The sequence below is a fragment of the Shinella sp. 838 genome (genome assembly GCF_029623935.1).
Classification (GTDB): domain Bacteria; phylum Pseudomonadota; class Alphaproteobacteria; order Rhizobiales; family Rhizobiaceae; genus Shinella.
The window spans coordinates 324339-338093 of record NZ_JARSBQ010000003.1; the positions used below are offsets into that span (position 1 = coordinate 324339).

Genomic DNA, 13755 nt, shown 5'->3' on the forward strand with positions numbered 1-13755 from the left:
CCGCAAAAGCAGGCCGGTTTCGAACCCGGCCTTTTTAGCTACTTGTTTTACGTGGCTGCAAGCCGGCCGGCCAAATCACCACGGGATAATCTGCTAATACTGCGCCCCCGCGCTTGCGTCAATTGGCGGCATTTGGTTTTGTGCGGGCCTTCCGGGTATTGTTCCGAAACGTGGGCATCGGCTTTCGGAAGAAACGATACGAAAAGCAGGCGGCCGGAGCATCTGGCCCGCTGCTGTGACGGGACGGTATGACGATGAGTGGTTCTGCAACGCGCAGCACGGGCATTCTGGCGGACAGCGCCATTCGCGGCTTGTTCGAAAGTGGCCGGCTGAAGAGCGAGGCTGCGCTGGATGACGACCAGATCCAGCCTGCAAGTCTCGACCTGCGGCTCGGCGCAAAGGCTTTTCGCGTCCGGGCGAGTTTCCTGCCGGGGCCGTCCCACCTCGTTGCCGACAAGCTCGACCGGCTGAAGCTGCACGTCATCGACCTCACCGACGGCGCGGTGCTGGAGACGGGTTGCGTCTATATCGTGCCGCTGATGGAAAGCCTCGACCTGCCGGCGGAACTGGCGGCTTCCGCCAATCCGAAGAGCTCCACCGGCCGCCTCGACATCTTCACCCGCGTCATCACCGATCGCGCGCAGGAATTCGACAAGATTCCAGCCGGCTATTCCGGCCCGCTCTATCTCGAGATCTCGCCACGCACCTTCCCCATCGTCGTGCGTCGCGGTTCGCGTCTGTCGCAGGTACGCTTTCGCAAGGGCAATGCCCTGCTCGGTGAAAGCGAGCTGCTCGCCCTCCACGGCACGGACACGCTTGTCGCCAGCGAGACGCCGAACGTCTCCGGCGGCGGCATCGCGCTTTCCATCGACCTCAAGGGCACCGGCCCGGACGGGCTCATCGGCTATCGCGGCAAGCACCACACGTCCGTCGTCGATGTCGACCGCAAGAACCAGCATGACATCTTCGATTTCTGGGAGCCGCTGTTCAGCCGCGGCCGCAACGAACTGATCCTCGATCCCGACGAGTTCTATATCCTCGTCTCCCGCGAGGCCGTTCACGTCCCGCCGCTCTATGCCGCCGAAATGACCCCCTTCGATCCACTCGTCGGCGAATTCCGCGTCCATTATGCCGGCTTCTTCGATCCCGGCTTCGGTCATGCCCCGGCGGGCGGCTCCGGCAGCCGCGCCGTCTTGGAAGTGCGCAGCCATGAAGTGCCCTTCATCCTGGAGCACGGTCAGATCGTCGGCCGCCTCGTCTACGAGCACATGCTCGGTGCACCGGAAGGCCTCTACGGTTCCGGCCTCGGCTCAAACTATCAGGCGCAGGGCCTGAAGCTGTCGAAGCATTTCCGCGTCGGATAACGCCGCTTTCACAAGAGCTTGCGCCGGTCGTATTGTGGCCGGCCCCCTGCCGTGACCATCGGTCCGGCAGGGTGTTTCTCGCATTTCATTTTCTGCTTTACAAATTAAATTAAACGTTTTTATTATGATATAAACGTTTAACAAGGGCTGAGGAGCCCGGACGTTTCGCCGACAGGGAGGACGCCGTTGGCATCGATCCGCATCGAAAATCTCCGAAAAGGTTTTGGCGCTCTGGAGGTGCTGAAGGGTATCGACCTTGAAATCGCCGATGGTGAATTCGTCTGTTTCCTCGGCCCCTCGGGCTGCGGCAAGAGCACGTTGCTGCGCTCCATTGCCGGTCTCGAGGAGCTGGATGGCGGCGCCATCCGCCTCGGCGAGCGCGATATCACCCATGTGCCTTCCGCCAAGCGCGACATCGCCATGGTTTTCCAGAATTATGCGCTCTACCCGCATATGAACGTGCGGAAAAACCTCTCCTTCGGTCTCGCGCTGAACGGCATGAAGCGTGACGAGATCGACCGCCGCGTCGAAGGCGCCGCGGATATCCTTCGCATCAAGGAGCTGCTGGCCCGCAAGCCGCGCCAGCTCTCCGGCGGTCAGCGCCAGCGTGTCGCCATCGGTCGCGCCATCGTGCGCGAGCCGAAACTCTTCCTGCTCGACGAGCCGCTGTCGAACCTCGATGCGGGCCTGCGCGTCACCATGCGCGTCGAGCTTGCCGCGCTGCATGCCCGTCTCGGCGCAACGATGATCTATGTGACGCATGACCAGGTCGAGGCGATGACGCTCTCCGATCGTGTCGTCGTGCTCGACAAGGGCAAGGTCAGCCAGTTCGGCACGCCTCTGGAGCTGTTCTACCAGCCCGCCAACCTCTTCGTCGCCGGCTTCATCGGCTCGCCGCGCATGAATTTCGTGGAGGCGGAGGTCGCGAGGCAGGAAGGCACGCACATCACACTGTCGGGCGGCGGCCTGAAGCAGCCGGTCGTCTTCGAAGCCGACGCCACCCCGGCGATTGCCGGCAAGGTCACGCTCGGCATCCGGCCGGACAGGATCGAGATCGTCCCGGCCAGTGAAGGGGAGCTTGCCGGCACTGTGCGCCTCGTCGAGCGGCTCGGTACGGAAAGCCACGTCCATCTGAGCCTCGAGGACGGCCGCGACATGACGGCGGTGGTGCGCGGCACGCATCCGGTCGCCAACGGCGAAACGGTCCATCTCTGCCTGCCGCCGCAGCATTGCTACCTGTTCGACGCGGAAGGCCGGGCAGTGCACCGCCGCCTCGACGCGGAGACCGAGGCGCTCATCGTCAAAGAAAAAGGGGAAGCGGGTCGCCTGACCCGGTAAAGGAGGAAATGGAATGAGGAAGAACACGACAGTCATCGCCGGTTCGCTGGCTGCCTTCCTGCTGGCGGGCAGCGTGTCGGCGCATGCCGAAGACGTGCTGCGCTTCGCGACCTGGGATTCCGACGAGAGCCTTGCCATCCAGCAGGCCATCGCGAAGAAATTCGAGGAGAAGCATCCGGGCGTGAAGGTGCAGGTTGAGCCCTATGCCGATGGCTACGACCAGAAGCTCGTCGCCGCCTTCGGCGCGGGCAGCCCGCCCGACGTCATGTATATGTGGAACTTCCCGCAATACTACACGTCGCTGATGCCGCTCGACGATCTGATCGCCAGGGACGCCGCCGAGATCAAGCCGGACGACATTCCGCAAGGTCTGATGAACACGACCCGCGTCGAGGGCAAGACCTATGGCATGCCGGCGGGTTTCACGACCCAGGTCGTGTTCTACAACAAGGACATGTTCAAGGCGGCGGGTGTCGAGGAGCCGAAGGACGGCTGGACCTGGGACGATCTGCGCGCCAAGGCGGCGAAATTCCGCAACAAGGAGAACAAGGTCTACGGCTTTGCGGTCGACGCGAAGCCGGATCCCTATGATTTCGAACAGTTCCTCTGGTCGAACGGCACGAAGTACATCTCTGACGACGGCAAGACGATCGATGGCAACATGAACAGCGAAGCGGCGGTTCAGGTGCTCGACATGTTCGGCGACATGGCGAAGAAGGAAGAAGCTGCCACGCTGCATGTCGGTGACGACACGTCCGGCGATACGCTCTTCAAGGGTGGCAAGATCGCTATGTTCCAGAGTGCCATGTGGTCGAAGTCGGGTATCGATTCCGCCGGCTTCAGCTACGGTGTCGCGCCGTTGCCAAAATTCGGCGACAAGCCGGCCCATTCGGCGCTCGGTGTTTCGGCCATGTCGATCGCGAAGGATGCCAAGCAGCCGGATCTTGCCTGGGAGTTCGTCAAGTTCTTCTCCTCGCCGGAGGCGGTCGCCATGCGCACCAATGACCTTCCGGTCCGCACCAGCGTGGCGGAAGGGAAGGGCATGACCAAGGACCCGGTCTACAAGCCGTTCTTCGATATCCTCGCGACTTCCAACACCGAGACACACGCCTTCCTGAAGAACCGGAACTGGGGCAAGGTGCAGGACAACCTCGCCCGCGCCATCGAGGCGACGATGATCGACCAGGGCAACGCCAAGGCGCATCTCGACGACGCCGTGAAGCGCTCGCAACGTTTCCTGAAGTAATCCCGCCTCCTTGCTGTCCCCTTCTCTCTACCGGGAGAAGGGGCAGAAGGCGCCCTTTTCGTTCCAAAGCGAAGTCCCGGGGGAGTGAAACGTGACCATTGCTACAACCGTACCCGAGGTCGTGCAGAAACGGCGATCCGCCTTCTCGCGCCATCTGACGGCCTATTTGTTCATTTCCCCGTGGATCCTGGGTTTTTTGTTTTTCACCCTCGGTCCGCTGCTCTTCTCGCTCACCATGAGTTTTCATGACTGGCCGGTCGTCGGCGAGCGCACCTTCATCGGCTTCGACAACTACCGGACGATGCTGTTCGACGACCCGCAATTCTGGGAAAGCCTCTGGATCACGGTGAAGTTTGCCGCGATCTACGTGCCCTTCAACATCGTCATGTCCTTCCTCATCGCGCTGATGCTGCATCACGCGACCTTTGCCAGCGGCTTCTTCCGCACGGCCTTTTATCTCCCGAGCGTCATTTCCGGCGTCGCGCTGGTGACGATCTGGAGCTGGATCTACAGTCGCGAATATGGTCTCCTCAACTTCATGCTGTCGCTCGTCGGCGTGGACGGGCCGAACTGGCTCGGCGAACCCGGCCTTGCCATCGTCGCCATCATCATCGCCAGCCTCTGGGGGTTCGGCGGCACCATGCTGATCCTGCTGACGGGCCTGAAGGCCATTCCCAAGGAGCTTTACGAGGCGGCGACCGTCTCCGGCGTGCCGGGCTGGGCACAGATGCTGTTCATCACTTTGCCGATGCTCGGTCCCATGCTGCTCTTCACCTTCATCACCTCGATCATCGCCGCCTTCCAGCAACTGACGATCGCGCTTTTGATGACCAAGGGCGGCCCGCTCGGCTCCACCTATTTCTTCGCCATGTATATCTACGACAACGCCTTCAAGTATTTCGACATGGGCTATGCCGCCGCCGGCTCCTGGGTGATGTTCCTCATCGTGCTGGTGCTGAGCCTGCTCGTCATGCGCTGGTCCTCGGCCTGGGTCTATTACGAGGGCGAAGTGAAGGGAGGCGACCGCGATGCGTAAGACGCTGCTCTACTCCGCGCTGATCCTGCTGTCGGCGCTGTTCATCGCGCCCTTCTACTGGACCTTCATGACGGCCGTCAAAAGTCAGGCGGACCTTTACCAGTTCCCTCCGGTCTTCTGGCCCTCCGAATGGCACTTTGAAAACTTCTTCATCGCCTGGAACAAGCAGCCCTTTGGCACGTACCTCACGAACTCGCTGATCGTCGTCACCTTCTCCACCATCGGCCAGCTCATCTCGTCGTCGCTCGTCGCCTACGGTTTCGCGCGCTTCCGGTTCCCCGGCCGTGATCCGCTGTTCATCCTGCTGCTCGCCACCATGATGATCCCGTGGGATGTGAAGATGATCCCGCTCTACATGGAGTTCAACCTGCTCGGCTGGATCAACACGTTGAAGCCGCTCATCGTGCCCGCCTATTTCGCCGATGCCTTCTTCGTCTTCCTGCTGCGCCAGTACATCATGACGGTGCCGGTTGAAATCGACGAGGCCGCGCGCATGGACGGGGCCAATGCCTTCGATATCTATTGGCGCATTCACCTGCCGCTGATGATGCCGGCGCTGGTGTTGGTCGGCACGTTCCACTTCATGAATGCCTGGAACGACTATCTCGGCCCGCTGATCTTCCTAAACGACCAGTCCATGTACACGCTCACCCTCGGCCTCTCCATGTTCAAGGGCCTGCATGAGGTGGACGTGACATCGATCGCGGCGATCACCGTCGTGCTCTGCCTGCCGCCGCTCGCCCTGTTCTTCCTGGCGCAGCGCTACATCATGGACGGCGCCGTCGGCTCCTCGGTCAAGGGGTGACGATGCTCTTCGACATCGACCATATCCCGTTCAGCCGAAAGGGCCGTTTCCTCGCCCTGTCGATGATGGCGGTGCCGGGTGGCGAGGGTGAACGTGCCCTACACCTCCGCTTTGTCGCTGGCGGCGACGAGCGTCCCTCGCTCGGCCGCCTCTGCCGGGTGGCGTTTTTCGATGCGGCCGGCAACCCGGCGACGCCGATCTTCGAACTCGCGCCTGAAAAGCTTGTCGCGCGGATCGGCAAAGGCGAAGTCGCCTTCGTCATCGGTGAGGGCGAGCGGCTACACGTCGCCGGCGTCGCGGCCGGTGTGCGCTTCCACCTCGAAGGCTCGCGTTACGATTACGTCTACCGCACGCCGCAGGGCGAACAGTGCCTCGTCGCGGCCGTCGAAAACGTCAAATTCATCCCGCGCACCGTCACGGGTACGCTCGACGTCACCGGCGCCTGGCAGCGCGACCATTCGGAAAAGGTGAGCTTTTCCTTCTCCGGCAAAACCTTCGAGGCCAGCGTCGATTTCTTCCGCACGGTGCCGTGCACGGAGCATCCGGGACGCTATGGGGATGCGCTGGCGGGCGCATCGGCGGATTTTGCCGGCTGGCGCACGCGCATGCCAATAGCCCTCGCCGGGCAGGGGGAGGCGCACCGTCTCGCCAGTTACCTGCTCTGGGCGAATGGCGTGCCGGCCGGCGGCGTGCTGACGCGGCCGGCGATCTACATGTCCAAGAACCACATGATCAACATCTGGAGCTGGGACAACGCCTTTTCCGCGCTCGGCGTCGCGGGAGCCGATGCAAGCCTCGCCTTTGACCAGCTCGCCGTCATCTTCGACCATCAGGATGCCTCCGGCTTGCTGCCCGATTACATCAACGACCGTGACGTGCTCTTCGCCTTCACCAAGCCGCCGGTGCACGGCTGGGCCGTCTCGCTGATCGAGGCCGAACATCCCGGCTTCCTGACGCCCGAACGCAAAACCTATCTCAGGGACAAAATCGGAAAACAGGTCGACTACTGGCTCACCCACGCCCGCGCCGGCGAAGGAAACCTGCCGGGCTATTTCCACGGCAACGATAGCGGCTGGGACAACGCCACCTTCTTCACCGAGGGCGGCCCCGTCGTCTCTCCCGATCTGCCGACCTTTCTGATCCTCGCCTGCGACACGCTCTCCACCCTTCTGGAAGACGAGCCTGTCCGCGCCGCCGCCTGGCGGGCGAAGGCGGAAGGTTTGAAAAACCTGCTGATCAAAACCCTCTGGACCGGCGAAACGTTTTGCGCCCGGCTCGCCGACGATCCGCAGCGCGTGCTGCCCGACCAGAACCTCATCCAGTTCATGCCGCTTCTCCTCGGCGACCGCCTGCCGCGCGCGATCGTACAAAAACTCCTTGCCCGGCTAACGGAAGGTGGTTTCATCACCGAATGGGGGCCGGCGACGGAAAGCCCGAAAAGCCCGCTCTACGAGGATGACGGCTATTGGCGCGGCCCCATCTGGGCACCGACGACGCTGCTGCTCTGGGATGGCCTTCGCCGGCAAGGGGAAATGGAACTTGCGACGACGATCGCGGAAAAGTTCTGTTCTCTTGCCTCCAAAAACGGTATGGCCGAGAACTTCGATGCCCGGTCGGGGAGGGGCTTGCGGGACCGGGCGTTCGCCTGGACATCCGCCGCCTATATTCTCCTCGCCGCCTCCCTCAGCCAGGACCAGCCGTAGCGAGCCGAGACGCGATGCAAAGACCGACGATCAAGACCATCGCGCAGGAAACGGGCCTTTCGATCGCCACCGTATCGAAGGCGCTGAACGACAGCCCGCAGGTGCGGCCGGAAACCCGCGCCATCGTCGTCGCCGCCGCCGAGCGCGTCGGCTACCAGCTCAACATGCATGGCGTGCAGCTGCGCACCGGAAAGACCTACCAGGTCGCCGCCATCATGACCGCGCCCGGCCCCAAGCAGAACGAATGGGAAGGCGTCGAATACGCCCAGCTTCTCAGCGGCATCTCCTGGGCGCTTGAGGAAAGCCCCTACCGCGTCTCGCTCTATGCCGTGCGCAATTTCGAAGAAAGCCTTGCGACCATCCAGCAGATCGTCTCGCTGAAGAAGGCCGACGGCATCATCGTGTCGGGCACAAGGGCCGACGACCCGCGCGTGCGCATCATGCAGAAGGCCGATTTCCCCTTCGTCACCTACGGCACGACGATCCGCAACGCGCCGCATGCCTATGTCGACGCCGACAACGAGCAGATGATCCGCCACTCCGTCGCGCGTCTTGCCGAGCGCGGCCACCGCCGCATTGCGCTGATCAACCCGATGGCCGAACTCAGCTACGCGATGACGCGCCTGCAAGCCTATCGTCAGGCGCTGGAAACCGCCGGCCTCGCCTTCGATCCCGCGCTCATCGCGCACGGCCACCTGACCCCCGCCTTCGGCCGCGAGAACGTGCTGCACATGTCCGAGCTGGCGGACCCGCCGACCGCCTATATCTGCGCCAACGAAGCCTCCGCCCTCGGCGCCTTTTCCGGTTTCCACGCGCGCGGCCTCGTGCACGGCCGCGATGCCGTCATCAACGCCACCGACGACCTCAATGTCAGCCAGTATTTCGCGCCGCCGATCACCACCTACTTCCTGCCGATCCACGAGCCGAGCGAAATGCTCGGCAACTACATCCTGCGCCGCATGGAGGGCGAAGCGCCCGAGGCGCTGCAGACCCTCATCATGCCGAAACTGATCGAGCGTTCGGACGACCGGCTGGCAAAGGGTTAGAGGATGAAATCGCCCTTCGCGAAGGCGAGGGTGGCATTGAACCGGATGGAAAAGTCCGCCTTGCCGTCTCCATCAACATCGCCGGAGAGAAAGGTGTCGCCGCCCTTCGCCTCATAGCGCAACTCGCCCGCCTTCTTGTGGAACGCCTGCACGTCGATGAAGGCAAACGCCTGGTCGCTGCCGGATTTCGTGTTGGCATCGATAGCCTTCAGGTCGATCCTGTCGCCGTCCTTCCGGGAAAAATCGAGGACGGTATCGCGCCCGGAGGCGGCGACCGTCGTCTCCTTGATGGACTTGAAGACGAAAATATCGGCCCCGGCACCACCCTTGAGCCGGTCCGCGCCAGCCCCACCCGTCAGCGTGTCCCTGCCTGCACCGCCATAGAGCGAGTCGTTTCCGGTCCGGCCGTCGATCCTGTCGTCGCCCGCCAGCGCATGGATCGTGTCTGCGAGCTTGGAGCCGCGCAGCACATCGGCCTTCGCCGAGGGCTTGATGTAGGCCGGGTCGCCGTCATGGGTGCCGACCAGCCGGTCGAGATCGCGATCGGGCGAGGCGAAGGGAATGAAGCCATCCTCCAGCGCCAGTTTGTTGAAGTCGGCGACCCGCTTTTCGCCGTTGATGTAATCGACGACGAAGACCGGCTTGCCCTTGTCGAGAAAATCGCGCTTGAGGATCGCGATGGTCTCCTCGTCCGGACGGAGCGTATTGTTCTCGTCCTTGTCGCCGCGAAAGTAGAGGTCCTCCACCGCAATGCCGCCGATGGCGTCGAGATAGGCTTTTTTGCGCGCAGTGTCGGACCCGAGATCGTTGAGGATCCAGGCGCCGTTCTGCGGGATCACGAAGAAATCGGGATTCGTCTCGCGCGCGTGGTCTGTCAGCGCGACGATGAAATCCACCATGCGTTGCGCCGCCTGCTTGACGGTCTTCGGATCGCCCGCTTCGCGGTCCTTGGCCGAGACTTCCGCACCCCAGAAATAATAACCGTCGACGATATCGAGATAGGCCGCGTCGAAGCCGGCCTTGACGATGGCGTCCACCTCGCCGGTCTTCTTGTCGTTGAAGATGATCTTCTGCCAGTCGCTATCCCAGTAGCGGACCTTGCGGCTTTCCGGCCAGTCCGGATTGACCGGTCCCAGCCAGTCGGGTGCCTTGTCGGTCAGTTTGCCCGTTGCGATGCCCGTGGTCGTCCAGCCGTCACGCCAGTAGTCGCGGAAATCGGAGGCTTCGCCGATCGAGGTATAGGAGACGACGACGGAGCGCCCGCCCATGCCGTCCTTCATCCGGGTGAGGTCGTCGGCGGAAAACCGTCCGGCATCGGTTCCGTCGCGCGAGGCATCGATTACCAGGAGGTCGTGCGTTGCCGAAGCGAGCAGGGTGGGGTCGAGGGCATTGCCGTTCAGCCCCTGCAATTCGTAGCCCCAGTTGTCGACCGAGACGGTTCCGGTGGAGGTCTTGAACTTGATCATCGTGTCCTGTCTTGTCGCGGTGGGCGGGTCGCCGCGGCACCCTAACACAGGCTGGTTGGAGCGATAGCGGCCCGGCATCGCGGCGCAGCATGAAATCGGCCGGCTGGCCGACGCTTCTCCGCACCCTCGCTTGACACGCCCGGCGAACTGTTGAATGACTGCGCCGTCGCGCTGCCTTGCGGGTATGATGTAATGGTAGCCTGTCAGCTTCCCAAGCTGAACGCGCGGGTTCGATTCCCGCTACCCGCTCCAGCCCGGTTTCTCAGGGCATTGCGCGACATTCAAGCAGATTCTTTTTCGTGTGGTTTTACAGCTTCCGTTGTGGTCTCGGCCTGCCGGTTTTGGGATGATCCGCTTGGCCGGAAGCCATGATGGCCACAAGGCCCAGCGTTGTTTCGATCTTGGCGCACGCGATGCATGGTCGGAAATAAAAACGTTTATATTTTATCTTGAAAACGTTTATATTCCTTGTTACCAATTTTACGGAGCGAGGATGAGGTCCATGTGTGGCAGGAGGTGCTGCGGATGGGCGCGGGGTCCGTTCAGGGGATTTGTCGAGCACCTTCCGCGCATGGCGGGCGCCGACGGTTGAGGAGGAAGAGATGAAAAAAATCGTTGCAACACTCGCGCTTGCCGTCTTCGCGGCGGGTGCTGCGCATGCAGCCGATCTTGGCGGCAAGCTTCTGAAGGTTGGTTCCGACACCACGTCGCCGCCGATGGAAAGCGTCGATCCGGCCTCCGGCCAGATCGTCGGCTTCGATGTGGATGTGGTCAACGCCATCTGCGCCAAGATCAACTGCCAGGCCGAATTCGTGACGACCGGCTGGGACGGTATCTTCGCTGCGCTTGACCAGGGCAGCTTCGACCTCGTGGCCTCGGGTGTCTCCATCACCGACGAGCGCAAGAAGGCGATGGATTTCTCCGACCCCTATATCGTCAACAGTCAGGCCGTGCTGACGCGGGCCGAGGATCAGGGCATCACGCTGGAAAAATTCAAGGCTGACGGCAAGAAGCTTTCCGCCCAGGCCAACACGACGGATGCGCAGGTTGCCGAAGGCGTGGTCGGCAAGGAGAATGTCGTCGCCTATGACAGCTTTAGCGCGGCGATTATCGCGCTCAAGAACAAGGACGTCGACGGCGTGGTGATCAACGGCGCCAATGCCGCCGCCTATGAGCGCGAATTTGCCGGTGACCTCGTCGCCTCCATCAAGGACCTCGAATCCGACCCGCTCGGCCTGGTCTTCCGCAAGGGTGACGAGAATGTCGCCGCCTTCAACGAGGGCTTGAAGGCGATCAAGGACGACGGCACGCTCGACCAGCTCATCGCCAAGTACTGGGGCCTCAAGTAAGAGGCTTTTGCCGGAAGCGCGGTGCGGGCGCTTTCGGCAATCCTTCTTGATCATGATGCCGGAGGCCAAAATGTCGTTCGTCAGAAGCGTGAGGCCCAGCAATCTGGTCATCCTCGCTGCACTGCCCTTCATCGTCTATTTGTTCGCCTCTTCCGCGGACTACCAGCGTTCGCTGCGTGCCATCCTGGGCGTGGAGCTGGGCTCGGGCGTGTTCGTGCCGGGTTTCTTGCTGCTCACCGTTGCCTTTTCCGCCGGCTTTGCGGTGCTCGTCCTGTCCCGCAGTGCGATGGCGCGGCCGCGTCTCACGATGGTTGTCGGCCTTGTCGGGCTTCTCGCGACGGCGGCCATTCTTGCCGGCGATCTCGCCCATCCCTTCATCGCCTCGGTCGTCGCGAACGGCGTCGATCCCTTCAAGTCCACTCTCGTCGTCAAGGGCGCGACGCCCCGCCAGCTGACAGAGGCGGCCGACTTGATGGTGCGCGATGTGGAGGCCTGGCTGTGGCCGGCCTATGCCGTGCTGCTCGTCGCGGGTCTCGGCCTTACCTTTGCCGGCAGTCGCGCGCGGGTGCCAGCGGAAAGCCGCCTGCGCCGGGCAGGGGCTTGGCTGCTCGGCCTCGTCAATGGCACGGGCCTCGTCTTTGTCTTCCTCTTTGCGCATCTCGCTTTCGCTTCTGGCCTCGCCACGACCATCCGCGCGGCTATCGCCGCCTATATCCTCGCGGCCATGCTCGGCCTCGTCTGGGTGGGGCTTCTGAAGCTGCGATATACGCGCCAAAGCCTCTATTTCTTCGCGGCGATGACTCTCGCTTTCGCCGTGCTCTCCACCTGGTTCCTGATGCAGCCGCGCGACAACTACGTGCTGGTCGGCACGCTGGAGGGCAAGGTCGGCATCATCACCGGCACCCCGTCCGGCCTTATCGGCGCGGTGCGCTTCGGGCAGTACGAGGGTGGCCCGGTTACCGAGACGCCGGTGCGCACCTTTGTCACGCCCGCGCAGGCGATCGAGGCCGTCGGTAAAAAGGAGGACGTCAGCGGCGCGCTGCTGCCCGCCGCCACCGCGCCTGCCGATTGGCCGCGCCTCTGGCAGGTCGAAGCGCTGAACGATCGCGACCGCGCCGCGGGCATCACCTTTGCCGTCATCGCCATCGTGGCGGGCCTCTTGACCTTCGGCGGCTTCCTGCATCGCCGCCATCCGCTGTCCATCGGCTCGGAATTCATCGTCGATACGATCCGCGGCATTCCGATGCTCGTCATTGTGCTCTATGTCGGCCTGCCGCTTTCCGGCGCCTTGAAGGATGCGACGGCCGGTGTCTTCGATCCGCCGAATCTGGTTCGCGGTATCGTTGCTATGGCGATTGCCTATTCCGCCTATCTTGCGGAAATCTTCCGTTCGGGCATCAACGCCATCCCGGCCGGTCAGATCGAGGCGGCAGGTAGTCTTGGCCTCAACCGCTGGCAGACGGCGCGGCTCGTCATCCTGCCGCAGGCCTTCCGCATCGTCATTCCGCCGCTCGGCAACGAGCTGATCGCCATTCTGAAGGACACTTCGCTTCTCTCGATCCTGTCGATCCGCGACATCACCCAGCGCATGCGGGAGTTCCAGTCGGCGAGCTTCCTGCCGTTTGCGCCCTACAACTCGGCGGCGATCCTCTACATCCTGCTGACGTTGGCCGCTGCCAGCCTCATCAGCCTCATCGAGAAGAAGTATGACACAAAACACCGCTGACACCGGAACGGTGCTGATCACCGGTGCCGGGCGGGGGCTCGGCCGCGCGCTGGCCGACCTCTATACGGCTACCGGCTTCCGCGTCATCGCCTGCACGCGACAGGGAACTGATGATGCCCCGCCGCTGGACGTGGCGGATGCCACCTCGATTGCCGCGCTCGGCGACCATCTGGCAAGCGTGCCGATCGATATCGTCATCAACAATGCCGCGATCCGCGGTGACACGGGCGGCCTTGCCTCGCTGGAGACGGACGGCTTTCTGGAGGTCGTGCGCATCAATGCGCTCGCTCCGCTGCTGGTCGCCCGGGCGCTCAGGTCCAATCTTCTCGCCGGCCGGCGCCGGGTGCTCGTCAATATCGGCAGCCGCGCCGGTTCGCTTGCGGAAGGCACGATCGACGACGAGGACGGCGACTATGCCTATCGTTGCTCCAAGGCGGCGCTGAACATGGCGACGGTCAAGCTGGCACAGGATTTCCGGTCCGACGGCATCGCGGTCCTTTCGCTGCATCCCGGCTGGGTGAAGACGGACATGGGGGGCGCGGAAGCGGCGGTCGAGGTTGCGGAAAGCGCTCTTGGCCTGAAGGGTCTGATCGACGGCGCGACGATGGCCGAGACCGGAAGCTTCAGGGCCTACGACGGCAGGACGGTACTCTGGTAGCACCCACTGCAAGATTTT

General features: G+C 62.9%; 11 protein-coding genes, 1 tRNA gene and 1 riboswitch. Of the genes, 11 read left to right on the forward strand and 1 reads right to left on the reverse strand.

What is annotated here, in order from left to right:
* Positions 1-13 precede the first annotated feature (13 nt).
* A riboswitch (SAM riboswitch) is annotated at positions 14-92 on the reverse strand.
* Positions 93-254: 162 nt separating this feature from the next.
* From P9A16_RS13115 to P9A16_RS13145, 7 genes are all read left to right on the forward strand, one after another.
* On the forward strand, positions 255-1364 hold the full coding sequence (locus P9A16_RS13115; RefSeq protein WP_023513315.1) for a 2'-deoxycytidine 5'-triphosphate deaminase: 1110 nt from the start codon (positions 255-257) through the stop codon (positions 1362-1364).
* A gap of 186 nt (positions 1365-1550) precedes the next feature.
* Complete coding sequence (locus P9A16_RS13120; RefSeq protein ID WP_023516786.1) at positions 1551-2702, forward strand: ABC transporter ATP-binding protein; 1152 nt, start codon at positions 1551-1553, stop codon at positions 2700-2702.
* A 13-nt stretch (positions 2703-2715) separates the two neighbouring features.
* Positions 2716-3948 carry an ABC transporter substrate-binding protein gene (locus tag P9A16_RS13125; RefSeq protein WP_024270206.1) on the forward strand — a complete coding sequence of 411 codons (1233 nt, stop codon included), beginning with the start codon at positions 2716-2718 and terminating at the stop codon, positions 3946-3948.
* Positions 3949-4039: 91 nt separating this feature from the next.
* Complete coding sequence (locus P9A16_RS13130; RefSeq protein WP_024270205.1) at positions 4040-4984, forward strand: carbohydrate ABC transporter permease; 945 nt, start codon at positions 4040-4042, stop codon at positions 4982-4984.
* On the forward strand, positions 4977-5789 hold the full coding sequence (locus P9A16_RS13135) for a carbohydrate ABC transporter permease (RefSeq protein ID WP_024270204.1): 813 nt from the start codon (positions 4977-4979) through the stop codon (positions 5787-5789). The genes P9A16_RS13130 and P9A16_RS13135 overlap by 8 nt, the downstream gene beginning before the upstream one ends.
* A 2-nt stretch (positions 5790-5791) precedes the next feature.
* Positions 5792-7492 carry an amylo-alpha-1,6-glucosidase gene (locus P9A16_RS13140; protein WP_023512722.1) on the forward strand — a complete coding sequence of 567 codons (1701 nt, stop codon included), beginning with the start codon at positions 5792-5794 and terminating at the stop codon, positions 7490-7492.
* Positions 7493-7506: 14 nt separating this feature from the next.
* Positions 7507-8538, forward strand: coding sequence for a LacI family DNA-binding transcriptional regulator (locus P9A16_RS13145; protein ID WP_023512721.1), 1032 nt, complete (start codon positions 7507-7509; stop codon positions 8536-8538).
* On the opposite strand, the gene P9A16_RS13150 is transcribed toward P9A16_RS13145, so the two are convergent.
* Positions 8535-10004 (reverse strand): MJ1477/TM1410 family putative glycoside hydrolase, encoded by a 1470-nt coding sequence (locus P9A16_RS13150; protein WP_023512720.1) that lies wholly within the window; start codon positions 10002-10004, stop codon positions 8535-8537. The two genes, P9A16_RS13145 and P9A16_RS13150, sit on opposite strands and share 4 nt — an antisense overlap.
* Before the next feature lie 178 nt (positions 10005-10182).
* On the opposite strand from P9A16_RS13150, the gene P9A16_RS13155 reads away from it, so the two are divergent.
* The 4 genes from P9A16_RS13155 to P9A16_RS13170 all read left to right on the forward strand — a co-directional run bounded on the left by P9A16_RS13155 (position 10183) and on the right by P9A16_RS13170 (position 13737).
* Positions 10183-10256, forward strand: a tRNA-Gly gene (locus P9A16_RS13155).
* Between the two features lie 350 nt (positions 10257-10606).
* Entirely contained in the window at positions 10607-11353 is a 747-nt protein-coding gene (locus tag P9A16_RS13160; RefSeq protein ID WP_130516439.1) for a transporter substrate-binding domain-containing protein, read from the forward strand.
* Positions 11354-11423: 70 nt separating this feature from the next.
* Positions 11424-13079, forward strand: a complete 1656-nt coding sequence (locus P9A16_RS13165) for an amino acid ABC transporter permease (protein ID WP_023513064.1) — start codon at positions 11424-11426, stop codon at positions 13077-13079.
* Between the two features lie 10 nt (positions 13080-13089).
* Entirely contained in the window at positions 13090-13737 is a 648-nt protein-coding gene (locus P9A16_RS13170; protein ID WP_037405925.1) for an SDR family oxidoreductase, read from the forward strand.
* Positions 13738-13755: the final 18 nt, after the last annotated feature.